Annotated in this window: 28 protein-coding genes; all 28 read right to left on the bottom strand. The window is 37.4% G+C overall.

Going from position 1 to position 25,715, the window contains the following annotated elements:
* Nucleotides 1–16: 16 nt before the first annotated feature.
* On the bottom strand, nt 17–1,213 hold the full coding sequence (locus CRN97_RS04165; RefSeq protein WP_097075971.1) for a radical SAM protein: 1,197 nt from the start codon (nt 1,211–1,213) through the stop codon (nt 17–19).
* A 16-nt stretch (nt 1,214–1,229) separates the two neighbouring features.
* Entirely contained in the window at nt 1,230–2,408 is a 1,179-nt protein-coding gene (locus tag CRN97_RS04170) for a glycosyltransferase (RefSeq protein ID WP_097075972.1), read from the bottom strand.
* An 18-nt stretch (nt 2,409–2,426) separates the two neighbouring features.
* Complete coding sequence (locus CRN97_RS04175; RefSeq protein WP_097075973.1) at nt 2,427–3,575, bottom strand: FkbM family methyltransferase; 1,149 nt, start codon at nt 3,573–3,575, stop codon at nt 2,427–2,429.
* Between the two features lie 40 nt (nt 3,576–3,615).
* A complete protein-coding gene (locus CRN97_RS04180; RefSeq protein ID WP_097075974.1) occupies nt 3,616–4,668 on the bottom strand; it encodes a glycosyltransferase family 2 protein in 1,053 nt (350 codons plus the stop codon).
* Between the two features lie 13 nt (nt 4,669–4,681).
* On the bottom strand, nt 4,682–5,839 hold the full coding sequence (locus CRN97_RS04185; protein ID WP_179670673.1) for a radical SAM protein: 1,158 nt from the start codon (nt 5,837–5,839) through the stop codon (nt 4,682–4,684).
* On the bottom strand, nt 5,839–7,053 hold the full coding sequence (locus CRN97_RS04190) for a glycosyltransferase family 2 protein (protein ID WP_097075976.1): 1,215 nt from the start codon (nt 7,051–7,053) through the stop codon (nt 5,839–5,841). The genes CRN97_RS04185 and CRN97_RS04190 overlap by 1 nt, the downstream gene beginning before the upstream one ends.
* A gap of 6 nt (nt 7,054–7,059) precedes the next feature.
* On the bottom strand, nt 7,060–8,124 hold the full coding sequence (locus CRN97_RS04195; RefSeq protein WP_143483237.1) for a hypothetical protein: 1,065 nt from the start codon (nt 8,122–8,124) through the stop codon (nt 7,060–7,062).
* Nucleotides 8,125–8,146: 22 nt separating this feature from the next.
* Entirely contained in the window at nt 8,147–9,304 is a 1,158-nt protein-coding gene (locus CRN97_RS04200; protein WP_097075978.1) for a radical SAM protein, read from the bottom strand.
* Nucleotides 9,305–9,333: 29 nt separating this feature from the next.
* A complete protein-coding gene (locus tag CRN97_RS04205) occupies nt 9,334–10,455 on the bottom strand; it encodes a glycosyltransferase (protein WP_097075979.1) in 1,122 nt (373 codons plus the stop codon).
* A 29-nt stretch (nt 10,456–10,484) separates the two neighbouring features.
* On the bottom strand, nt 10,485–11,420 hold the full coding sequence (locus CRN97_RS04210) for an SDR family NAD(P)-dependent oxidoreductase (RefSeq protein WP_097075980.1): 936 nt from the start codon (nt 11,418–11,420) through the stop codon (nt 10,485–10,487).
* A 504-nt stretch (nt 11,421–11,924) separates the two neighbouring features.
* Nucleotides 11,925–12,962, bottom strand: coding sequence for an RES domain-containing protein (locus CRN97_RS04215; RefSeq protein ID WP_179670674.1), 1,038 nt, complete (start codon nt 12,960–12,962; stop codon nt 11,925–11,927).
* 201 nt (nt 12,963–13,163) lie between these two features.
* A complete protein-coding gene (locus tag CRN97_RS04220) occupies nt 13,164–13,442 on the bottom strand; it encodes a DUF4160 domain-containing protein (RefSeq protein ID WP_097075982.1) in 279 nt (92 codons plus the stop codon).
* Nucleotides 13,426–13,698, bottom strand: coding sequence for a hypothetical protein (locus CRN97_RS04225; RefSeq protein WP_097075983.1), 273 nt, complete (start codon nt 13,696–13,698; stop codon nt 13,426–13,428). The genes CRN97_RS04220 and CRN97_RS04225 overlap by 17 nt, the downstream gene beginning before the upstream one ends.
* Before the next feature lie 31 nt (nt 13,699–13,729).
* Nucleotides 13,730–14,149 carry a hypothetical protein gene (locus CRN97_RS04230; protein ID WP_097075984.1) on the bottom strand — a complete coding sequence of 140 codons (420 nt, stop codon included), beginning with the start codon at nt 14,147–14,149 and terminating at the stop codon, nt 13,730–13,732.
* A gap of 123 nt (nt 14,150–14,272) precedes the next feature.
* Nucleotides 14,273–14,461, bottom strand: a complete 189-nt coding sequence (locus CRN97_RS04235) for a hypothetical protein (protein WP_179670675.1) — start codon at nt 14,459–14,461, stop codon at nt 14,273–14,275.
* 139 nt (nt 14,462–14,600) lie between these two features.
* A complete protein-coding gene (locus CRN97_RS04240) occupies nt 14,601–14,831 on the bottom strand; it encodes a hypothetical protein (protein WP_097075986.1) in 231 nt (76 codons plus the stop codon).
* Nucleotides 14,832–14,863: 32 nt separating this feature from the next.
* Nucleotides 14,864–15,979, bottom strand: coding sequence for a type II toxin-antitoxin system HipA family toxin (locus tag CRN97_RS04245; RefSeq protein WP_097075987.1), 1,116 nt, complete (start codon nt 15,977–15,979; stop codon nt 14,864–14,866).
* Complete coding sequence (locus tag CRN97_RS04250; RefSeq protein WP_097075988.1) at nt 15,966–16,244, bottom strand: helix-turn-helix domain-containing protein; 279 nt, start codon at nt 16,242–16,244, stop codon at nt 15,966–15,968. The genes CRN97_RS04245 and CRN97_RS04250 overlap by 14 nt, the downstream gene beginning before the upstream one ends.
* A 61-nt stretch (nt 16,245–16,305) precedes the next feature.
* Complete coding sequence (locus CRN97_RS04255; RefSeq protein WP_097075989.1) at nt 16,306–17,349, bottom strand: galactitol-1-phosphate 5-dehydrogenase; 1,044 nt, start codon at nt 17,347–17,349, stop codon at nt 16,306–16,308.
* Nucleotides 17,346–18,047: an IspD/TarI family cytidylyltransferase gene (locus tag CRN97_RS04260; protein WP_097075990.1), complete on the bottom strand. Its 702-nt coding sequence runs from the start codon at nt 18,045–18,047 to the stop codon at nt 17,346–17,348. Before CRN97_RS04260 ends, CRN97_RS04255 begins: the two co-directional genes overlap by 4 nt.
* A gap of 8 nt (nt 18,048–18,055) precedes the next feature.
* A complete protein-coding gene (locus CRN97_RS04265) occupies nt 18,056–18,718 on the bottom strand; it encodes a ribulose-phosphate 3-epimerase (protein ID WP_097075991.1) in 663 nt (220 codons plus the stop codon).
* The gene (locus CRN97_RS04270) at nt 18,715–20,082 is read right to left on the bottom strand and encodes a hypothetical protein (protein WP_097075992.1); all 1,368 of its coding nucleotides are present in this window, start codon (nt 20,080–20,082) and stop codon (nt 18,715–18,717) included. Before CRN97_RS04270 ends, CRN97_RS04265 begins: the two co-directional genes overlap by 4 nt.
* Nucleotides 20,083–20,093: 11 nt before the next feature.
* On the bottom strand, nt 20,094–20,837 hold the full coding sequence (locus CRN97_RS04275) for an alpha/beta hydrolase (RefSeq protein WP_097075993.1): 744 nt from the start codon (nt 20,835–20,837) through the stop codon (nt 20,094–20,096).
* Between the two features lie 34 nt (nt 20,838–20,871).
* Nucleotides 20,872–21,531, bottom strand: a complete 660-nt coding sequence (gene larB, locus CRN97_RS04280) for a nickel pincer cofactor biosynthesis protein LarB (protein ID WP_097075994.1) — start codon at nt 21,529–21,531, stop codon at nt 20,872–20,874.
* An 83-nt stretch (nt 21,532–21,614) separates the two neighbouring features.
* Complete coding sequence (locus CRN97_RS04285) at nt 21,615–21,875, bottom strand: DUF1292 domain-containing protein (protein WP_044936461.1); 261 nt, start codon at nt 21,873–21,875, stop codon at nt 21,615–21,617.
* Nucleotides 21,876–22,000: 125 nt separating this feature from the next.
* Nucleotides 22,001–23,416, bottom strand: a complete 1,416-nt coding sequence (locus CRN97_RS04290; protein WP_097075995.1) for a methyl-accepting chemotaxis protein — start codon at nt 23,414–23,416, stop codon at nt 22,001–22,003.
* Between the two features lie 86 nt (nt 23,417–23,502).
* On the bottom strand, nt 23,503–24,192 hold the full coding sequence (locus CRN97_RS04295; protein WP_097075996.1) for a class I SAM-dependent methyltransferase: 690 nt from the start codon (nt 24,190–24,192) through the stop codon (nt 23,503–23,505).
* 3 nt (nt 24,193–24,195) lie between these two features.
* Complete coding sequence (locus tag CRN97_RS04300; RefSeq protein ID WP_097076086.1) at nt 24,196–25,698, bottom strand: nicotinate phosphoribosyltransferase; 1,503 nt, start codon at nt 25,696–25,698, stop codon at nt 24,196–24,198.
* Between the last annotated feature and the right edge of the window lie 17 nt (nt 25,699–25,715).

Here is a 25,715-nt window from a genome sequence, read left to right on the forward strand (position 1 = left end):
CGAACTACTCCTTTTTTTAGTCTTGTTCAGCCACGCCAACAAAATTCTTGTTAATTGTTTCTATCCAACCATAGCAGTTTTTACAAAGAGTGGAGTAACCCCTGTTACTATAACCCAAAGTAAATTCAACAAACTCTTTCTTTGCTCTGTCTGTCAATTCTTCATTAAGGTCAAAGTAGTCATCTCGGTTCTCCTCGATAAGGCCTGCTTTGATAGCAAAGTCACAATATGCACAGGAATATATCTTTCCATATTCATTCGTATTAAAGGGTATTCCGCATTGATCATAGTATTCTACTAAATCTTTTCCTGTATTGTCACACTCAAAAAAGCCTAAATCTACCCAATTCGACACGCGATTGTAATGATAAGGAATATTGCATTCCTCAAGTTTTTCCTTTATTGCCGAGCATTCATTTCTCATGTTTCCATAGTTTGTTCCGTAATCATCTACTACAACATCCATTTCATATTTTGACAATAGTTGAAGCAATTCATCATTAGGAACCATGGTACCATTTGTAACCAACTCAAACCTGTGTCCAATTTTACTTCTATATTTTTCGCCAATGTACTCAATTAAGCTATTAAGATCTTTCCATAATAACGGCTCACCACCGGATATCTGAAACCACCTAACATAATCAACCCATTGAAAAAAAACATCAACTTCTCTTTTGCACTCAACTAACGTTTTTATCCTATGTTGCTTGATATGAGGTGTAAAAGCCAAGCAGTACTTACATTTTAAGTTGCAAGCGCTTGAAGGAAAAACAGCTGTTGAATCAAGATATATCTTATTCTTTGCATATACAGAATAAATTCGAATATAAAATGTATCTTTGTAATCGTCATTATATGGATTTGGAATAAAATCTTTGTAAAAGAAAAAGTCTACATTTTTTATATATCCCGAAAGTAACAATCGTCGCTCAACTTCGCCAACCCACTCGCAGGAGTCCATAGCAATGATTATTATGTGGTCTTTCATGTGCTCTTTAAAAAGGACATCCGGCGTCAAAACCGGCTTGTCACAGAAGGTTCTTTTTTGCTTTTCCAAGCTTCTGTCAACAAACGCATCTACACAGTCAAGAAAATACAATTGTTCAAAGCAATACTTTCCTATGTTACCTGCCCCGTAGATGTATATATTTTTGTCCTTAAAGTTTTTTCCCAAATCATCATATTGATGACCTTTTTGTGTCCACTTCATGCCTACCTCTTAGAATCTATAAACGCTTTCTTATTCTATATAAAACATTGCATGCTTCATCTTTATCAATTACAAAAGGAATGCCTTTTCCTTTTAGTTCTTCAACCAATGCCTTCGGTTCGCTGATTGAAACTACCACCAAGTACTTTTCTTTGTTTGACAATAACTCTTCTATCGAATGACACATGGTTTTTTTGTAAAATGTACCTGCTTTTTCTTGGTTATTATCAAAGAAACAATCTACTTCCAAGAAACAGCTTTCAAAAGCATCAAAAACCATCCTACCAAAGTTTCCCATTCCAAAGATTGCTATTTTTAGACTCTTATCACAAAAATTAGTTTCAAACAGTTTTCTTACCGGTTCTTTCATCTTCCCAATCAAATAGTCTAATGCATAAGTAGCTTTTGATGTTTGATGCAATACGTCATAATACAGCGAATAAAAATTATACTCTGAACCACATAACTCTATTTTCTCATTTGTGCTTAATACCTTGCAGAAATTAATTACCATCTCATTAAATTCTTCATTATGCTCAGTCATAGTAATCTGACCCATGCTGTCATGAATTCGAACTGTAACTAACTGTTCTCTTACGAAGGCAGATTTTCTGCCACGCATCGCATTAAAAAGCCACACGGAGTCTTGTGTGGTTCTCAGTTTTTCATCCCAACCACCGACTTCATCTATCAGGCTTTTTGAGACCAAAATCGTGCTGCCATGCACAGCAAAAAAAATGGGAGCAAAGCAACTGTTTACTATTTGTTCTTCCTTATAGTAGTTCAGCACGTCTTCCTTACTTATCTTGTTTTCATTAACACGCAAAACACTTATATTAGAAAAGCAAAGACTACAATCGGGACTTTCGCTAAGTTTTTTTATTTGTAATTCGATTTTATTCGGAGAATAGTAATCATCGTGGGATAACCAAGAAAAGTAATCCCCCTTCATCTTGCTTACTCCAAAATTTACTGCTGTAGCTACGCCACCATTATCCTTTTTGAAATAACGCACTTTATTACCGTACGATAAAACAATCTCTTCTGTGTTATCTGTTGATCCATCATTAACAACTATAACTTCTATATTAGAATATGTTTGATTTATTGCACTATCTATTGCACTTCTTATGTAGTTCTCACCGTTATATACTGGTATCACAATCGATACCAAAGGACAAAACTGACTGCTCATTCACATCTCCTAAGGTCTTTAAAAACAATATAGAATGGTTTCCCACATTCCTGAGTGATATTGTCTCAAAGCAAATTTGTAGTCCGGATTATACTGGCTAATAATATACGGAAGCATTACAATATCTTCCGGTTTATGGTAAATGGATATAGCCATTCGAGGTTTATACTTCTTAATTGTCTTTTCAGCACCAACCAATGCTTTATATTCGCTTCCCTCAATATCCATTTTTATAAATGTAGCGGGCTTACCGGATAAAACATTGTCAATTGTATCCGCAGGAACTTTCACACTGGCATCCAACCAATCGTTGCTGTTCAGATTTGCCGATTCCATTACATGGCATCCACCATTACCGTTTGCAAGGCTGATTGAAAAATCCAATGTATCTTTTTTATCCCATGCTGCGATAGGTACAACCTCTGCATCGTGTAGATTATTATTCTTAAAGTACTCCTTAGTAATATCTATAAAGCGTGGATGTGCCTCAAAAGAATAAATAGCTTTGTATCCTTTTTCTCCGCACCACTTTACAAAATCAGTAGCTGTACCACCCCCATTAGCTCCTACATCCAGGAATATCTCGTTACTATTTGCTTCAAACAGGTCAAAATATTGTGGCGTTTCCCTTTCTCCGTATAGTCTATACCCAAAATACGTGAATGGATACACTATCTGTTCCATCTTTGCACCATAACTCCCCAGTTGATCCATTATTTCGCATCTGTAAGCAATAGAACTGATTATGATAACCGCATTATTTATCCTACTTCTTAGCTCTTCCGGACTAATTATAGGTGTCCTTACTACATTCAAATTGTCTATCTCAAACTCATGTGTTTGCCCCCACTGACTCATATTGTTTGTAACAAAGCTTATAGGAATGCTCGCATACTTTGACCTTGCCAATAGGCTTCTTACGTGCCTTCCATCTTTTCCGCATCCCCACAACACAATTTCACTATAGTCATTATCAAAGTTATATGTTTTGTCAAGATAGGGTATTATCCACTTACGTTCCAGCGAAAACATTGCTTTTGAAAACTCATAAAAATCTTTGTCAAACATAAAACGGAGTCTTGCGTCAAATAATACTTTAGATTCATCATCAACCATTTTTCTTCTGATTTCGTCAACGCGTCCCAAAACCCTACTAATCTCTTGCATAATTATTTTCCTTCCCCTTTACGATGCAAAATTGTGTTTGTCAGCGAAAAATCGAACGCAGTTTCTCACCGCTGTATCTTCTTTTTCTATATTGCTTACCGCGTCTTCTTAGCTGCCAATAAAGTATATACTTGCAATTATGTCGAAGCCCGAATGGGATCAGAATGCTACTCCCCCTCAACTTCCGCTCATAATCCCTACTTGCCCGTTTTAGCATTTCATTTCTTAAAAGCTTTTTTAAGATTTCGAGCAATACCTTTTCATTAAAAAACTCTGGAAATGCAAATGCTCGAACCAATAAAATAATTAAATCATTTATGTAATGCTGATGTACTTCTTTTAGATTTATTCCTTTACTGTCATAGAGCATCCTATAGAGCATTTCTCTGTGTAACACAAAAAACTCAAACAGATCTGGATAAAAATATGAGACAGCACTTTCTCTTTCACCTGCATCATATCGATACAGTTTGTAAACCGGGAACTCTCCATCGAAAACCTCTACACGAGAAACATACTTTAAATAGTCTGCAAAAAACAGCCCATCCTCCCCATTTTGATACCTCTCATCGAATCTAATTTTATTCTTTGAAATAATACTTGCAAGAAATAACTTTCCCCAAACGCCGGATGCAAGCAATTCCGTTGAAGGTTCTGTCATCATTTCATATATAAATTCTTCTTTTGTATAACTCGCTTTCTTAGTATAAAGGATTTGCCGTTTAGTGCCGCAAATCCGCACCTCACCCATATACAACTGAGCCTCTTTGCTTGTTAATGTAGTCAAAGATTCCAATGCCTTTTCTGTGACAACATCATCTGAATCTGCAAAGAAATAGTATTCACCATGCGCAGCATCCATCCCTGCATTTCGTGCTGACGACACACCGCCATTATCCTTATGCACCAACACCACACTATCATGGTACCGTTTTTTCATTTCAACACATACATTATATGAATTGTCTTTCGAGCCATCATCGACCAAAACTATTTCAAGATCAACATTGGCACTTTTCTGCACTATAATACTTTCTACGCATCTCTCTATATATTTTTCGCAATTGTACACAGGTATAATTACTGAAATCATACGTAATTGGCTCCTAATACTGTTCTGCAACCGGAATATGTTTTTGGTTAGTCATTTCATGACCGGCACAACGCTTACAAAAATTAGTATATCCTCTGTCTGTAAAACCCTGTCTGAATTCCAAAAGAACTTTTTTGTCTACCTCATCTTTAGTCAAATCAAGATAATCTAACGCACTTTCAGCTACCAGCCTTGCTTCTTTTGCATAATCATCATAATTACAACTGTATAGTTTCCCGTTATGTATTGAAGCAAACGGATTATTGCAGGTATCGTACCAAATACCCAAATCGTCTTCACTTAGATTGGAATTATCTTGATTCTCAGGATCTAAATTAATCCAGTAACCCGCGCCTCGGTCACTGTGACGTATTCCATTCTTGCATAGAATATCGATTATTTCGTCGTTCTTCATTATCTTGCCGGGTAAAGTCTCCCTGTAGTCATCTACTTCCACAAATACATCATATTTTTTTAGAGCCTGTACAAGGCTCTCACGTGGCACAACCGTACCGTTTGTCGCTGTATAAAAATCACGCACTTGCATCCCGTACTTGCTTCCTATATATTCAAGCAATTCTTCATAATGCGGGTAATAAAAAGGCTCTCCTCCTGACATATGGAACTTTCCGACGTAATCCACATGCTTAAAGAAAGCATCAGCATTCTTCTTTAAATCTTCAAGTTCATAGTGCCTTCTATTTTTATTCTGTTTTGTAAAGTTTAGACAACCCTTACAGTTTAAATTGCACGCCGTTGTTAAAAGGAAGGAAATAGAAGGAAAATATGTTATCCCACAAGCATACAAAGCATAGATTGAAAGATAATAATTTACAAACGTATCATAGTAAAAACAATTTCTTCCCAGTTCAAATCCCAAATGCATCAACTGGCTGTGTACCATCATCCCATTGTATCCAAGAACCGTAATGACAACTATTACGTCATCTTTTCTCTTTGCTAACTCACTTACTGAAATTACAGGAAGACCTTTACAACCTGATTCCTGAACGCTCTTGTTCCTGTCAACAAATGCTTCTACGGCATTTAAAAACTTTATCTCTTCATAGAATTCCTGTCCTGTAGCCGCTGCACCATATATTATTATTTTTTTATTCTTAAAACCGTTTCCGAGTTCATCGTACTGATGTCCCTTGTTACTCCACTTCATTAAAGCACCTCCCATGCCGGTATATTTTTAGGTAAAACATCTTCCATCATTTTTTCTAATTCAACATATGACCAAACATTCTTAAATCCTTTATTGTTTAAATCTTCTATTATTTCCTTTGGATCATCTTTTGCCACAAACAAATAATCATCTTTTGAAAGCTCGTTCGGAGAAACTATCCTGATACCACATATTTCTCCTCCCCACTTATCCGGATTATTGTCTGATAAATAATCGACTTCTATTTCCTTGGAAAGCATCTCATAAACAAGACTTTTTCCATATTGCCCTGTACAAAAAACGATAATTCTGCCTTTATTCCGAAACGAGTCCATCTTTTTTCTTACCATCTCAAGAGATTTCAGCTCTCTTTCTTCTCTTTCTGTTTTCGAATACAACTCCCTAACATACTCAAAAGGAGGCCTGTTATTGTCACGTCTATAAAATAAGGCCATATTCCAATAGTAGTTTCTTTTACTACCAAACAAATGGACTATCTCATCATCACTTATACTTTTTAAAAAAGTAATATGTGCCTCACTTTGTTCTTTAGTATATTCCTTGATTATTCTTTTTCCTTGTTCTTCATGTAATCTTACCAAAGTAAGAGGCTCATCTATAAATATATTCTTTTTTTTTCTTAATAATCTAAATAACCATTCAATATCTTGTGTAGTTCGAAGTTTCTCATTGCAAAATCCTACCTCTTCTATTCTCTTCTTCGAAACAACAACAGTACAAAAATGTACAAGGCCAAATAATATAGGATATAATCCATCCTCAATTTTAGCATTATCGCAGTATCTCTTTATATCAAAAAGCTTTGTTTCTCCAGTATTATGGTTTACAAACTCAAAATTTGAAAAACAAACGCAATCCTTGTCATTATTATTAATAATACTTTTCATCTGACGTTCTATCTTCGTAGGTACAAACATATCGTCATGAGAAAGCCATGCAAAATACTCGCCTCTCATCTGTTTAATTCCGTAGTTAATTGCTGTTGCCACACCGCCATTTTCTTTTTCAAAATATCTTATTTGAGAGCCATACGCATTACATATATCTCTTGTTTGTCCATTATCTGTGCTTCCATCATTGACTACTATAACTTCAATGTTTTTATATGTCTGATTAATTGCACTTTCTATTGCATCCGCCACATAATTTGCCCCATTATATACTGGTATGATTATTGATACTATTGGTTGCATACAAATTTACCTCATCAGCAGTTTTTCCAAAAAACATTTCAGATTTATACCATCTTGCTCCGTCTTTAAAACCATCCTCTTTAATTCTTCAGATGGCCAAATTTTTATTGTTTTATATGTATTTTGTTCAACATTGCTTATTATTAATTCCTCTGTCATTGTTGAATAAAATACTATACAGGTATCATTGGCAGAAATATAAATTGGTCCACATCTTTCGTTATCATTTGCATTCAAAAAATCAATTCTAGGCAAATTAAGTGAATCGCATTCTCCTGTCTTAATATCCACTCTTAGAATCATATTAGAATTGAATGACCAAAATATCGCCTTTGTACCAACTATTCTACAACTGCTCATCGATAGAATATTTGAAGCTGTAAAGTCTGATGGTAATATTACATTTTCACCATCGATTAAATCTATACTGTTGTATTTTACGATTGTTTTGTCACTTTTCCCGATCCAATAACGTCCATTTCCAAAGCACATAGACATGCTTCCCTTAAGTTCTTTTCTTAAAAAGAACGTTCCCTTATTACAATCATATTCAACGACAAGATTTGGATTTGAGCACATAATATACAATTTTTCATCGTGTCCATAACTACTAACGATTCCATATTCCTTTGTTGAATCTAAATACTTTTCCATTTCATTCATTGGAAGTTTTATAAAAGAAACTTCACCTGTAACTAAATCAACTACAGCAATATCTTTACGAAATATTGGTAACATATACATTTTTGATTCATAAATATGTATCCTATTGTAATTTACTTTTTCGGGTTCAGGAATCGATATTCTTTTAATCTCATCATATTTTGCATTAAATATAATTAATGTACTACTCACGTGCGGAATTAGAACTAAATTCTCCTCATATTTGGCGACTAAATGTAACGATTCACCTTCTTCATCACTTATTTTTTTTATTAATGATACTTCTCCAGATGATAGTGATATCTTGCATAAAACATCACAGTATGCCATAGCAACATATACATACTCATCGTCGATTACTCCTGATACGGGTTTAAAAATATTCTTATTATTCTCCAATATCATCAAATATAATCACCTCTGTCAATTTTTACATATCCTGTTCTGCCGCTTTTATTTTATATGGGTTTATATCCATATATCCTGCACATTTCTTGCAAAATTCTACGTACCCTTTTTCGGTAAAACCTAATCTGAACTCCATTAATTCTTTCTTATTTTTATTTTTGTATAACGAATAAGTTTCATTATTTATGTCAGTATCCACAATTCCCGCGTTTGCTGCAAAAGAAGCATAATTACACGAATAAAGCATACCGTCTTTATACTCTTGCCATGGACAATGACACTTGTCATACTTTTTTATAAGCTCATCCTCACCTATAGTTTCCAATGTATGCGGAAACAAACTTATCCACTCATCATAACTTCGCACCAACAGATTTTCACCTTTATTTAGTCCTTCATATACATTAATGATTTCTGTTATTTTATCCCTCATATTAGGAAGCGCTTCACGATAGTCATCTACTGTTATTCGTATACGTGTCTTTTTTAAAACTGAAATAATATCTTGTGACGGCATAATAGTTCCATTTGTGACAATTCCCAGTTCATACATCCTATTACTATATTTTGTATCAATATACTCTATTAATTCTGGCAATTGACTATATAACATTGGTTCCCCACCTGATATAAAAAATAAACCAGTATATGTTATACAATCAAAATATAAATCGATTTCTTCTTTCAGCTTTTCTAATGGTTTAAATGTAAAATTTGTAATATAATTAGTGAAATTAAGGCATCCTTTACACCTTAAATTACATGCATCTGTTGGGAGTATGCAAATGGAAGAAAAAAACAGTTCATCGTATTCATACAATGCATAAATGGATAAGAATTGTTCGAAATGCCACGCATTCTTCCCAAACTCAAAACCCATATTCTTAATTTGCAGGTCTATCTTTTGCACAAACTCAGAAGCAAAGCTTACAACAACTCCAACATCTTCTTCAGTTGTCACATTATTAGGGTTTAGAATTGGTATTCCATCAAGCGTTTGTCCCCAAATTCTAGAATCATTATCCAAAAATGCTTTTATCTTTATTCGTGTGTATCTTTCTCTCATTATTCGTGCAACCATTTTTCCATCATGGCCTGCACCAAACAAATATACTTCTTTTATTTTCGAGATACACATACTGTCTTTATTAAATTCTTGCCCCTTATTTTTCCATTTCATTTTGACCCTTTCTCAAACTACTTCTGAATTTACTTATTTATCATTTGTCTATCAAAATCATATTTATTAATTATATTTTTTTCCCCATATGTTTCTAATATTTTCTCTAACGTTTTGTAGAACTTGTTTGTCACTATAATCGTTGCATTCTCGGGAATATTTTCTTTACACAGCTTTTTGCACAATACCCCATCAATTATCTTTCCTTCTTTACTTCTATCATTATCCAAAAATAATAATGGTCTAATACCATTTGCTCTTAGTTCATAATTAACCCTTCGGCCATATCCACCAGCTCCAACAAGTACTATATTCTCATCACGACCATCTATTAACTCAGGAAGATCATCTCTTATCGGACTCATACTCGTTATTATCGACTTTATCTTATCTCTCGTTCTTTTAGCTGTACCTCCTATTTCTTCTAATTCTTTTTCCGATAATTGATTAAGTAGCATTTCATACATTCGTGAATTTTCTGCATTCAATATATCCTTATTTGTCGATGTACCTGACTCTTTATGAAGCCTAACACGACTGGCATAATTAGTATTGAATACTATTCTCTGACCTCTCAATAAACGAAAAAGGAAATCGTTATCTTGAGCTGTTAATAGATTTTCATTAAATAGTCCTACACGTTTAAAATGATCTTTATGAAATAACAAGCTACTAAAATGCAATTCCCCCCATAAAAGAATGAAAATCGATTTTTCGATTCTATTTATCGGATAATATTTTTGAAAATCTGTTGCAATTTCTGCCTTTGATTCCTCATCAAAAAATATATAATTCATTGCAGAAATACATTGTGAATCACCACTTTTTTCTATATCTTCCACTTGTATTTTGATTTTATTATTATCAAAAATATCATCATGTGATAGCCAAGCGAAATAATCACCCGACATATTTCGTATTCCCTCGTTTAACGCTGAAGCAACACCACCATTTTCTTTTTCTATATATTTGATACGATTATCGTATCGTTTCAGAACTTCTCTTGTCTTACCATTATCGTCAGAACCATCATTTACTACTATAACTTCTACGTTTTCATATGTTTGATTCAGCGCACTTTCAACCGCCTCGGCCACATAATTTGATCCATTGTATACAGGTATAATTATCGATACTAGCTTTTTCACCATTAATAACCTACTTTTTAATCTTCTAAGAATTAAACACAATTATCTCTATACCATGAAATATATTCATTTAATCCCTCATCCAAGTCCTTTTCTACTCTAAATCCCAGCTCTCTTGCAATCTTAGAAGCGTCCGCTTTGCAATGTTTCACATCTCCCACTCTCTCTGGTAAATAATCAATTATTACGTCTTTATTAGCAATCTTCTTCATCATGCTCGCAAGTTCGTTTATTGTTATTGTTGTGCCACTACCTAAATTATAAATTGATGTTTGTTCACATTTAATTGAACTTATATAATTTGCTCTTGCAACATCTGATACATTTACAAAATCTCTTGTTTGTTCTCCATCTCCATAAATGCTAATATGCTCACTATCAAATATTCTTTTGGCAAAAATAGGAATAACATTTCCATATGCGTCAAATCGTTGATTTTTACCATATATGTTAAAATATCTCAAACAAATACCTACTATATTATGAATCCCAGAATATGATAATATCATTTTCTCAGCCGCTAATTTACTAACTCCATAAGGCGAATCCGCGTTCTGTATATGGTCTTCGTCAATAGAAGGAGTCTTTAACTCTCCAAATATTGCTGCTGAAGATGAATAAACAATCTTGTGCACATCATTATGTCTCATCCCCTCCAAGACATTAACAGTTCCAACAAGATTGATTGTTGAATCCAACGCAGGATTATCTATAGATCTTTGACGGCCAACTGAAGCTGCCATATGATAAACAACATCAATGTTTTTCATAGCTTTACATAATGCATCCGCATCTCTTACATCTCCCCCAATATATTCAATATCTTTGCCATTTATATATTCTGATATGTTTTCAATGTGACCTGATGATAAATTATCAAAGACTCTAACCTCATGACCTTCTTTCACCAGTAATTCAACCAAATTAGATCCTATAAACCCTGCTCCACCTGTAATTAATGCCTTCATTTTTCTTTTCCTTTCTGTGTTCTATAATTCACATATAGTCTATATCGGCGCTTTTTCATCATTTATTTATACCAAAAAGGGCCTCGCACCACTAGGTGCGAAGCCCTTAAATTATTACCATATTACCCTTACTCCCCACCAAGCATTCAGTTTAAATTAGCCTAGCTTTCCCGTCCGTGGCCAGATTTACTCCACGAATTAATTATTCTGTATTAATTATATTGAATCTGGTAGGGTTATTCAATAAATAAGGAGTGTGGACACAGAATTGTCACAAGGTATTCGTTGTTCTTCGAACTGGCAATGTGCTACTTATAGCAATATCGCAATGATTGGTCAAATTCATTCCTACTTATACCAGACTTGAATTTCTTCTAATTAAAATATATCTTGAGCTCATCATCGATTTTTGCCATTGTAACCCCTCCATTTCAACAACAATATTTCATGTTCATATTTATATCGACATATTTTTTAATGTTGAAATAGACTATTGAATATCAATTATTCTAAACCATCACTTAATAATTTCATCTCATAAAACTTTTCCCCAAATAAATCTTCAGCTCGTTTAATATCTTTTATAACATGGGGTTTTGACATATTAAAAATATATTTTAACTTTATGTCATAGCCCTCTTCATCCACTTCGTTAACAAAAAAGGCAAAATTACATCCAGCATAAGCCCATGCTTCTTCACTTTTACATGATTCATAGATTATACCATCAGCAATTTTATTATCTTTTGCCCACTCCAAAAATACCTGTGAAAAATAGTATTCTTGTTTATCCTCATTGTCTTCTGAAGGTATTGTTGTTGCCAATCTAATTGGAATCATACAAATTACTTTTAGCAAATAATCATAACTTGCAGATAGACTCTTCCCCTTAGGTCTAGCATTATTAATATCTGCAAACAGTTGATACGCATCTGAAATCTGTTTTCCTGATATATCAATCATTTTTATTGCATTATCTAAATAATCATTTAATGCATATTTAGCAGCCATGCATATTTTAGGTTTATCCATTTCTAGCCATGATAAAGGCAACTGTGTTGCTAGATATAAGCACGGTACTCCTTTTTTACTAAAACGTCCATCCTTACAAATTTCTCTCTTACTCATGGGTACATGAAATAGTTCTCTTCGCTTTGTAGGGTAGTTATCATTCGGTCTTATTCTGTACATACTCCTTTCTTCCTTACGGCCAAGAGAACGTATTATCATATTATTGCGATTATCAAAAAGTACCTTTTTAGACATGCACTCGGCCTCGAGTAACTTGTTTTCCTCATATAATTCATATGATTTTATTATATTTTCGGTAGTTACTCTAATCGCTGGCAACCTCTTTTTCAGCTCGTCAATAAAGGAGCTATCAATAAAATTATCTTCTTTTATAGACTGTTCCAAAGATTTTATATAAAAGTTGAATCTATCCTTTAAATAGACACTAATTCTATTTCCATTTCTATAATGGTATTGATTATTATCCTTAAGTAACTTCAAAATCGGATTTAATTCGTGTTTTTCATCCATATCTTTACACCTCATTAATTCCCCGCTACAAGTTATTGTTGTAGTTTTTCTGATAAATCCATTTATTTACGACATTTTCATTTTAGTATTTTCGGCACTTTCATTTTAGCATTTTCGGATTATTTCCTCTCTCGAAAATGTAAAATGAGATGGTTTCCCATCTCATTTCATGTAACCACTTATTCCTATGCAATTAGCATTTTAGCAATAGTATCTAGCTTCCCCGAAATGTTCGTTCCACTTGTCAATTATAATTTTACTATTTGCTTCTATCATTCTAAGAATATTCTTTTGTGCATTTGTTGGTATGTCTGATTTCCAGTCTACAACAAAGGCCTTTCCAGATTCTGTAATCCAAATCTTAGTAGCATCTCTCCTTGGTATGCCATCAGCCACATGTACATGTATGGGTTCTAGCGGTTCGCCCTCATTAGACCAAAAATATACAGTATAGTTTCCTATCTTAAAAACCTGAGGCATTCTTAAATCCACCTTTCGTTGAAAATTCCATAATCAAATGAGCATTATTTTTTATAAGTTCCTTATATTCTTCTATTTCCTCATCTGAATATCCATTTATATCTTCCCAACGATATTCCGGTAACCAGCAAACCGCATTATGAAATCCATCGTTCTCATCAGGTGTCTCAATGTACACTTTGACCGTACCATCTGGCTTCATCTCAGAATGTGTAATTTCTGTTTCATCTGCTAAAGTTAAAAATGGGTACATCATATCTAATTCCTCCACTACTTTATTTCTTTATTCAACTAATTCTTTCGCTAATTAGTCTATTTATTGGTCCCACATATTTTATATCGATTATTTGGGCGACAGAATTAAATCTCTTAAATTCTTTGACAGTATCCCTAAATACTGAACCTGTTATCTTTTCATCAAATACATTTACAGTATCTTTTTCAAAAAAGAAAATCCCCCTCCGATATGGTTCGTCCGTAGATATAGTATATTTTAATAAGCCTGATCCGATTATTTTCCCTGCATATTGAAATAAAATGAGTGTATTATTATAAAAATAATCCATGGAAACATTCATGCACCCAGGTTTCAATTCACCTTCCTTATGGAATCCATTTTCTATAAATTTTCTTGCATCTTCATAAGAGCGAAAATCGGCTTTATTGAGAGGTAGTATTCTTATATGTCTAGCTGTAACAATATTCATAAAAACTCCCCAACGTACAATTCAATTATACTTTTTAATTAATATCTTTTATTATACTATTCATCAGCGCAAAATTCATTTTATGTACTCTATTTTTAACAAATATTCGCTAATCCATTTATTTCACATCATTTCCCTTCCCACCGGTTCTCCCCAGTCATATTCATATATCTCTATTTCACCGTCATACTCTTTGAGCCTTTCACCAAATGACTTGCGTTCAAATATTGCATTACTATCATCTGATTTTTCAGCTTCAACCATTTCCCGGTTTGAATAATTTAGTAACGTCACTTTTCCAACCTCTTTCACCTGCATTTTCGCAACTTTTCCAACTCCAATTATAGCATAAGACACAAATGGCTTCGCAGCATCAGCCGCGAAACCATTTTCATCTTTCTGTTCTTGTATAACTGTTTTTGCTAAAAATTATATTGTATATTAATAATTGCTAATCCTCATTAGCTCGCTTTTCTTCATATGCTTTTATGACGTCATTTTTAAAAACCTCTATATGATCTCTATAAATCAGTAAAGTATCTACAGTAAAACCATTTTCATCAATTACATTAACAAAAGAACTGTACTTCGTGCCCTTTTTATATTCATAAATTTTTGTTTCACCTATGTGATAAAAGAACTTCTTCCCATCGATTACAAAATTTCCTTCATATTCATTCATTGATTGACACCTCCATTTTCATTTTACTATTTTTACCCCAAATGTCCCCGCACGCATTCTTCAACTTCTACCACAATCCTCTTCGCCTTTGGCAAGCTCAATCCTATATTCTCTGCCACAGCCAACAAATCGTTCTCCCCTGGATTAGTTCCATTTCCATTGACTGTAGTTGCGTGCTCACCTCCAATGGAGTTGCTGTATGTCATATCGTATGCCGGTGAAAGAACCCAGCGATTTTCATTTTCTATATACAAATAGCTAAAGTTCTTAGCATGATCATCCCTATTATGAGCGTACACATTAAAGCACATACGTCTAAATAACTGTTCACACTCTTCCATTGAGCCTGTGAGCTGTAGAGTCAATCGCATGAGTATATTGTAATCAAGATTTGGTGTTCTATGAGATGTCTCCAGCAGACCTGCGGCGGAAACCATGTGCACTCTATCACAAATGCGATTCCCCACTCTATCGAATCTTTTCATTCCGAAATACCCATCTGTATCTTCGGAATCAAAAAGTCGTACTTCCTCTAGGTTTATTCCACACTCCCTTGCACACAAAGCATATTCATATTCTTGCTTTCCAATATTTTTATCATCAAAGGTTGTAGGGAATTTAATTATCCAATCTTCTCCATCTACCTTAGTTAGAATCTTTGGACGTGCACCGCCTGATGTGCCTCCCTTTGCAAATAAGTAGTCCAATTTATCACTAGACTCGGACAATAAGATTTTTTCACATTCCTTAGCAATTTCGTCCAACGAATAGTCGTCATATTCTTCATCCATATCTATCACAGGACGATAAGTAAGAGCACCCATTCCAGTTTCGCCAACTATTGCAAGACGCTCCATATTGCCATAAGAAAAAGAATCTATTCCCTTCTTTCTCATTAGGCGATCTACTAATAAACGGCCCCAGCCATCAGGCAAACTATCGGCAAATACTCCGAACAAACCTTCAAAAGGATCTATCTTTGGCATAAATACACCTTTTTCTAATGGAAGTGAAAAAGGGCTGATAGAGAATCCCTCTGTCAGCCATTCCTTGCTATATTCAAATGCACACAATGTCCCATTATAGAGTGCCATTGTTCCAACTAATCTATCGTGATAGAAAACATCTAATTTCTTAACTCTGTCCATTTAATATTTCCTCTATAGATTCAAAATTAGCACTTGTAAATAGTGACTCCAGTTCGTCTTCGGCGCGAAGCGCTATTGCAATCTTAGTCAGAGATTGCAACGATATCTCACCTGTCTGTTCAAATCTTTTTATAGAACCTAAGCTTACCCCTGATCTTTCAGCAAGCTCTTTTTGCGATATCTTCTTTCTCTTGCGAAGCTTTTGAACATTGGATGCTACTTCATTATTTATTTCTTTCCATGTCTTTTGATATAAACTAATCATGCTAATATATTAGTCTTTTTCGCCAAAATTAGCAAATATAGCTAATATATTAGCCCTTCTTCTACTTCCCTATCTCCCCCATCACCTTCACATACTCTTCCTTCTTATCACTCATAATCTCAAAGCCTTCCAGAATCTCCTCCAGCCCGAACTTATGAGTAATCAGCTTCTCTGGCTTCACTGCGCCCTGCTGCAATCTGCCAAGCACGTAGTGCCAGTCGTCGGTGGTGTCGTGGGTGAAAGATGAATTCCAGGTGCCCACCAGGGTTAGCTGGTTGCGGAGGATTTGCCAATACACGTTTCTTGGTATGTCCATGTCGGAATGCGGATTGCCCACTGTGCAGACCACGCCGCCAGGGGCGGCTGCGTTGATTCCGGTGATGAGGCTTTCTGTGGAGCCCACACATTCGAAGAAAAGGTCCGCATCTGCAATCTCTTTTACATAGTGAGCTTCGTCCACGCCAAACTCAAAGGCTTTCTGCCTTTGTATCTCTTTTTTTCCGATGGTATACACATTTTCAAATCCCATATCCTTCAAAAACATGGTCACCAGCAAGCCAATAGTACCAAGACCTATTACAGCCACCTTAGCTTTGCGAAGCTGGCCCAAATCCTGCAAGTCCTTACCGCAGGCTCTCAATCCCTGCCTAATCGCATGCACTGCCACTGCCATTGGCTCCATCATTGCTGCCTGCTCCATAGAAACGCCGCTGCCTAGCTCCATAAGATTCCATTCTGGCACTGCCACATATTCGGCGAAGCCGCCATCCACACGGGAGCCCAAATATGAGTAGTTTTTACACATTTCGTATTTCTTTTCCACACAGCAAGGACATTTTTTGCATGGAATCAGAGGGAAAATTCCCACGGCCTTACCAGCCCAGCTACTATCCACGCCTTCTCCTACTTCGCAGACCTCGCCTGCAAACTCGTGGCCTATCATAAGTGGCATGTTGTGAGCTCCGTCCTTGTAGGCTCTTGGTATGTCCGACCCGCAAATTCCGCAGGCCTTTACATGCACTAAAACCTCCCCCTGCTTAGGGGAAGGTTTTGCTATTTCATCTATCTTGATTTTTCCAACATCTTCTAAAACTAATGCCTTCATTTCATCGCCTTTATCTGTTCTTTAAAACGTTCTAAATCATCGCTTGTAGTGATTTTGAAATTGCCCTCGTCACCAACAATCATGTGCATTTTCATGCCAGCCATCACTGCAGGTTCTGTGGAGCCGTTGATTTTCATAATCTCACCAGAATTTACAAGCCTTTCATTGGCCTCCAAATATTTTCCATACACGAAAGTCTCTGGTGCCTGGCCTGCAAATATTTCCTGTCGATTCAAAAGAGAATCGATTTCCAATCCGTCCTTGCTCAAATAAACTGTATCTTTCATTGGAAGGACCGGAATAACTCCGTCGTATCCACTTATAGCTTCAAATGAATCCTGGATTGTTGATAACCTAAGATTTGGTCTGGCTGCATCGTGGATAAACACATTGTCATCGTCGCTGGCAAAATTTCTGATATCCTTCAGCCCATTATAAATAGACAACTGCCTATTCTCCCCTGGCTTTGAGAAACCACAAATCTTATCCTCAACACCGTACTGCGCAGCCCAATATTTAATCAAATCTGCCCATTCATCATGAGCTACAATTTGAATCTTATCGATTAATTCGCTTTTCTCAAGGGTCTCCATGCAATACATGATGATAGGTTTCCCTTCCACATCCAGATACTGCTTTGGCTTCTGCGAACCAAGCCTGCTGCCGGTTCCCCCTGAAAGTAAAATCGCTATATTCATACGCTTACCTACAAGTTCATGTTTCTAATATCGTTGATAATCTCGTCGTATGGGCGTCCCTGGCCAAACAAAAGTGTAGTTCCAAGAACGAATCCATCAAGCCCCATTGGAGCGTACTTCATAATCTTGTCCTTTGCGCAAGCTCCGTCCCAATATAGTTTGAAGCCCATTTCTTCCTTCAAATCCAGCAAACGCTCAATCTTCTGACCAACGTAAGGCAGATACATCTGACCAGCATTTCCTGGATTTACAGACATTACTAAAACCTTATCAACAATACGAAGCATCTCCATTACCGTTTCAATACTTGTACCTGGGTTGATAGCAATTCCAGGAATCATCCCTGCATCGATAATCTTCTGCAGTGTTGTAGATGGATGATACTCTGCCTCAGGATGAATGTAAATTGTGTCGCCTTTTCTCAGATTCCTGATAAACAATTCGATTGTGTTGCTAGGGTGCTCCACCATCAGATGAACATCCAATGGCTTGAAAGTAACCTTGGAAATATATGTCATATCATTCAAAGACATGGCAAAGTTTGGCACATAACGACCATCCATAATATCAATATGGAATGAATCGATACCTGCGTTTTCCAAATCGTTTACTTCTCTGGACAAATGTCCATAATTGGCACACATCATTGATGCATTTAATTCAAAGCTCATACGCTCTCCTTTTCAAGCACATCCACATTTTGGATCATGATTGGTTTTTCTAATTTCTCATACAACTGTACAAGACTACTTGGGTCCCCGTAATAAGCGTCGCTAATGATAATTGCCCTATCCATATTCGGAGTATCGTCGTAGATTCCCCAGCCTTCGGTGCGATAATCCTCAATTATCTTTTTATACTGGTCACGAATCTCGGGAACCATACTTTCAATTGTTGCCATGGTAAGCGGATGTGGGCGCCATAAAAGTGCCACGTCATCCTTGCACTCCTTGAACACTGCAAGAGCATCCTTTATCTTTTCAATCATCTTTTGCTTCTGATTAAGCATTGCAACTACGCTTGTATTGTAAAAAATAATTTTCTTTCTACTGCCATCTGGCTTTGTGATAATCTTCTTCCATTCCTCTGGAATTTCCTGCTCTTCCTTAGACAGGCGAAGAAGTCTTTCAACCTTTGGCGAGCCTGTACCTTTTATTTTGGCTTCCCAGCTAGGTCTGGTATCTTCACCGAACTGTGCAGAAAGCACACGGATATAGGCCTCTCTCATCTGTTCCGACTGAACAATGACCTCATCTGCATTTACCACGCCCTTCGAAAGCACGTATCCCTTCAAGCTCTCAAGCACATCTGGATTGTCCACATCCGGCTCCGCCAATACGAAGTATGGGATGTAGATGAGCTTGTCTGTAAACTTTTTGATGTTATCCGTGTAGAAATATGGATGTACCGATGTTACATAATTCCAATCATCATATGGATTGTGAATATACACCTCGTCCGGATGGACGCCCATAAAATCAAAGTTTTCAAATGACACTACCGGCACATTATCAGGATAATCATTTCCTTCGTAGTGCATTTGTTTTACCGAACCATCTGGGTTCTTGTCGAAATATGGTATCGGAATTACGATAGCAGTACAGTTTGGATTCTCGTTTGCCTTCATCCAAACGCTTTCAAGGGAATCCCACATGCTTGCCTTATATGGCAAAAACAGCTTCACTGTAGTGAGTGTGATATCCTTGTTTGCACTTTCTTCAATTCTATTAACCATGGTATCGAGGCGGGCCTTGGCAGAGTCTGCCGATAAGCCTCTTTCAGACTGAATCTCCTCGTGAATTTCATATAGAACTTCGCAAAATTCTTCCAGCATTTTTACAGTAGGATGACCTTCCCCTTCTTCACCCTCAATAAAAGTGCCGAAATCAATCGCGCGCTGTTGGCACATTTCCAGATATGAACATGCCCCTTCAATATCCACATTTTTTGCGGATAAACTTGTGTAGATTCCCTCTACAATCTTCCTAAATAATGCAATGTAATTAGTGATTTGTTTAGCCTTAGACTGTCGCATCAATTAGTCTCCTATTTTTCTACAAACTCCCCAATCGCCTCAACTGTAGCCTCTGTCTGCTCTTCCACAGTGATTGTAGGTTCGCCGTCCCCAGACTGCATGCCATAGTCCCCAAAATATCCATGGCAGCCGCCTTCGATAATCACCTCTTCATAATCTGCAGGCAGATTTGCTAAGTATTCATTATACTTCTCCATATTTAAAACGCCGTCTTCTGAACCAAGGATTGATAAAACGTCGATTGTTGGTTCATCAGTCAAATCCTTGGTAGAATATGCGGCAAGTAGAATCAATCCTTCGTACTCGCTCTGATGTCTGTTGGCATAGAGCGATGCCATGGCACCGCCTAAGCTGTGTCCGCCCAAGTACCAGTCGTCGATTTCTGGATACTTGGCCTGGATGCCTCTGGCCCCGTTTGCATCAAACATAGCTAGGTAATGTGGCATTTCTACGATGATGCACATGATATCCTGCTCTGCTAGCTGCTCCATCAAAGGCGCATATGCCTCAGATTCCACCAATCCACCTGGATAGAAAATAAACCCGGCCACTGGATTTTCCGGCTCAAATACGATTGTATTATCAACATACTCCACAGTTACTCCCTCTGCTGGATTGTTGATGTACTCCATGGCTCTGTCTGTAGCCTGATAATAATTGTTCACATAGCTAAAAAACTTAGCCACAATTGTAATGATTAATACAAGGACAATAATCCCTGTGATTCTTAACTTTTTACCCTTATTACTTTTCATTTATACCCTTATTAACCCTTTTCTAGAATGCCCCTCAATGCACTGCCAGTCTGTTAATCTGGGTCGCGATATAACCTGCTCCGTAGCCATTGTCGATGTTTACCACGGAAATTCCGTTAGCACAGGAATTGATCATGGTAAGAAGTGCGGATATACCACCCATGTTGGCCCCATAGCCTACGCTTGTTGGCACAGCAATAACCGGAACCTTAACCAATCCGCCTACCACTGACGCCAGTGCGCCTTCCATGCCTGCCACTGCCACCACGCAGTTGGCTTCATTTAAAGTATCTACGTTTTCAAGCAATCTATGAATTCCGCTTACTCCCACATCGAAAACCCTAGTTGCCTTACTTCCAAAAAACTCGATTGTTTGTGCTGCTTCCTCGGCTACAGGAATATCTGCTGTGCCAGCTGTAAGCACTGCCACATTTCCAATAAGCTCCTGCTCTTTAAAATCAGGCTTTTTTGCCTTGAGAATCCTGCTCACTTTATCATAAGTGGCTGTTGGCAATACCGCCTTTACGATTTCGTATTGATGCTCCGTTGCTCTGGTGCCAAACGCGCAGCCATCTCTTTCGTACATCTTTTGATAGATATCTACCAGAAAGTCATCCATTTTGCCCTGGCAAAAAATCACTTCTGGGAATCCTGTCCGATTCTTTCGATCAAAATCCAAGTTTGCAAATTCCATTCAGAATCCTCCTAGATACCATTATTATAATGGAAATGCAACAAAAATAAAACGGGGTAGCATTGCTACCCCTACATTATCGTTTACATCATTTCCATATAAGCTTCTGCGATTCTCTTATAATCAATCTGGTTGGTAATCTTTTCTACTTTGAAATCTTCCTCTCCAACCTTTACTCTGTAGATGAAGCAGCCCTCGTCACTGACTGTATCTCCATCTACCAAAGCTGCTGCAACATAGCCTTTGTTCTCAAACTCGAACTGGTCTATTACAGCCATCTCAACTTCATCGCCATCTTTAGTATTAACCACAAATGTGATGTACTCTTTGAATTCATTATCCATCGTTGGGAACCTCCTTTTAGGATTCATATCTCTCCCCGACTATAGGAAATATTGTACAATAGATTTGTGTATAAGTTTAGCAAAATTTATGAATTAAAAGCGAATATCCGGTGAATACTCATACTCTAGCCCCAGTTATCATCCTCATCCGTAACTTCATATGTTGTTGGCATAGTCGTGAACCTAGATGTCTTTTCCATCAACGCATTTGCTTCTGCTGACAATTCTTCAAATATTGCTTTTATTTCCTCTATATCGTCTGTCTCATTTATTCCCATTGCAAAGCTCTGCAAATTGATAGCAGAAAACTGGATATCGGAAATCATATCGTTAAACCTAGCTTTGATAGAATTAACCGACATACTGATATCATTCATCTCGCCTGGGAATTCATCCATATCTGCCACGGCCAAATTTCCCTGCTCCATCTCGGACAGAACATGCTGCTGAATATGGATAATATCTGAAAGCTCGGCCAAAGTCATAGCCAGCTTGTTCTGCAAATCACCAATCTCGTCATCGGCTGTTGCAAAATCAATAGGTGTAGAAAAATCGCCTTCCATAATTCTGTCCATTGCTGGATTAATCTTATCCAAAGGCTTAAGCACTTTTCTAACTGTGTATGTAATATCTCCAACTGCAAGGAGCGCACATACTAACGCCACGAACAAACTGATTCTTATGCCTCTATCGACGTGTGACAAAAATCCCTTTCTTGGATATGCCACAGCTACAGTCCATCCACTATCGTGGAGCTTTGTTACCGAATATACCATCTCTGTTCCAGTGTAATCTGGAGCTGTTATAAATTCATCCTTGGAATCAAGCACTTCCTCAAGCTCTGGCATTACTTCCACTGCAGAAACTATAGCTTCTGATGTTGGGTTATACTGAGAATTTGGATGAACGATGATATTGTCCTGACTATCAAGTAGGAATCCATATGAACCAGCCTCGAAATCTATTGTGTTCATAAACTCCTGAATGCTTTCTATATCTGCATCCACTGCAACTACTCCGACCATTGTGGTGCCCCAATAAACTGGAGTTGCCACTGTCACCATCATTACATCAGGTCTAGTTGCACTTGCATATGGGTCGATTACAACTGTGTGACCATACTTTGCTGCCTTTTGATACCAGCCTCTTTCTCTTGGATCCATTCCTGTAGATTTGAAATCGATTCCTCTAGCCATGGTCATATTTCCATGGTAGTCAGCGAAGTAAACATAGAAAAACTCTGGATGATTCAACGCTACTCTATCAACGACCGCTCTAACTGTGGCTTCATTTAGATCAGCGATAGCAGTAAGGGTACTGGCCATATCCTCAGTTACTATGGCCATGTCTCTTACCCAGTCTTCAACTTCCTGAGCACTAATCTGAGTGGCCAATTCAAGCTTAGTCTCCTGCTGTTCTATTATTCTTCTAGACAGATAAATCAGGTTGATAACCGTCATAAATGAAATAGTAATTACCAACGCTGCAATTACATGCCTAGTAATCTTTCTTTTTATAGATGAACGCTTCCTATTTTTCATTCTGAATCCTCTCAAATCCACAATGTCACTAAGGTACTATATGAGTATCTTAGTATATAAATAAGAGAATTCTGTGAAAAAACTATTTAATTTCTCGCAAAAACAAAGCAATCATAGCGAATCGCTTTGCCCTCCAAACTATAGCTTGGCTTTCTGTCTGCCAAGTATGGTCCTTTTAAAGGACGCTTAATAACAATTCGTTTTGGATCCGCAGCCACAGCTGCATCAAGCAGCTGTTCTTCTGTGGAGCATGGGCTTTCTAATCGCTGAATCAGCTGGAATTTTTTCTTTATCAAAGCGCTCTTTTGTCTTGCTGGAAACATAGGATCAAGGAGCACGATATCTGGCTTGAAATTCAGATTCTTCATGCCCTCTGTGCTGTCTCCGCACACCAGCTTCATGCGCCCTACCGCTTCTTTCAGCTCTGGAATTTCCATTGCTCTTTCCATTCCATCCTTTAAAAGCGCGGCGATAACCTCATCAAATTCATAAAGCTGCACCTGAAACCCTGCAGCCGCTAAAATAAGGGAATCCTCTCCAAATCCAGCAGTAGCATCGATAAGAGTCTGTGGCATTGGCTGCCCCTTTATTCTGGCTGCCTTCACCAGCATCTCTCGCTGAAGGTTACTCTGCTTTAATCTTGGAAGCATTTCCCTAAAATCGACCATTATAGAAAGCTCACCGTCAGTCAAAGTGAGCCCCTCAGCATTTTGCTGAAGGCTCAGATTAACTGTGGCAAGCTTTGTATTAAATCTTAATAATTCTTCATTTGTCATGAACTATTTGTCCTCTTTGCGAAGAAGATCCATCTTCATGTTGTAGTAGTTTGGAGTCATATCAAGATAGTGCTTGTGAGGATTTTCAAAACGCTGCTCCTCAGGCCATACGCTTGTCTCCAACTGAGTTTTAACACGGTTGCGGATTGTCTCCATATCCTCATCCTCAACAACCGGCTTTCCACCGCGGATAAGAGGCTGCTGCAACAACTCTGCTGTGCAGTTTTCAAAGATGTGTGTACTCTTCCATGGCTGCTCTGGGTCTACGAATTTGTAGCCGCCTTCCACAGACATATCAACATCCTCACCCTTGATAGCAAGCAAATCTGCAACTGCTCTGCCGTGCTCGTCCTTGATTCTATATACATCCTTCAAACCAGGATTTGTAATCTTCTCAACTGTTTCAGAAATCTTTATCTTTGGAATCACCTGGCCAGTCTTTGAATCTGTAACTGCGCAAAGTTTATAAACTGCGCCAAATACAGGCTCAGACTTTGCAGTGATAAGTCGCTCACCTACACCAAATGAATTTACCTGTCCACTCTGCTGGAGGATAGATGTGATGGTGTATTCATCCAAAGAATTGCTGACGATGATTTTGGCATCAGTAAAGCCAGCATCATCAAGCATCTTTCTAGCCTTCTTTGTAAGGTATGCCAAGTCACCAGAATCGATTCTGATACCAAAGCTCTTTGATTCTATTCCAGCATCCTTCATCTCCTGGAACACCTTGATAGCATTTGGCACACCGGATTTCAAAACATTATATGTATCTACTAAAAGGATACAGTTGTTAGGATAGCTCTTTGCAAAACTTCTGAAAGCTGCAAGCTCAGAAGTACGGTAATCGTTGTCATCTGATGTAAAGTACATTACATAGCTGTGGGCCATAGTTCCGCCGATTGGAATATCGAAGTACTGGCCTGCAGATACTGTAGCTGTACCGCTGGCACCGCCGATGTATGCTGCTCTAGCACCGTAAATTGCAGCGTCATTGTTGTGGGCACGTCTTGCACCGAAATCTGAAACTGCACGGCCTGCTGCTGCACGAACAATACGACTAGCTTTTGTTGCAATCAAAGACTGGTGGTTAACCTGAGCCAAAATCTCTGTCTCCACAAGCTGTGCCTCGATGATAGGTGCAGTAACTGTGATGATTGGCTCATTAGGGTACATGATAGTTCCCTCAGGGAACGCATCCACGTCGCCTGTAAATTTGAAGTCCTTAAGGTACTCAAGGAAGTTCTCAGTGAAGTGTCCCACACTTCTCAAGTATTCAATATCCTCGTCAGTGAAGTGCATGTTAAGAAGATAATCCTTAACCTGCTGAAGTCCTGCAAAAATTGCAAAACCGCCTCCATCTGGATTCATTCTATAAAACACATCAAAGCTAACCCTTGTATTGTTATCAATAGTAGGGTCGTTAAAGTACGCATTTGCCATAGTAAGTTCGTACTCATCCATCATCATGGTAAGATTACGAGCTTTATCCTGTGTCTGCTTCATCATTTCCTTCTTTCTCC

It is taken from the genome of Pseudobutyrivibrio ruminis DSM 9787 (assembly GCF_900218035.1).
GTDB classification, from domain to species: Bacteria; Bacillota; Clostridia; order Lachnospirales; family Lachnospiraceae; genus Pseudobutyrivibrio; species Pseudobutyrivibrio ruminis.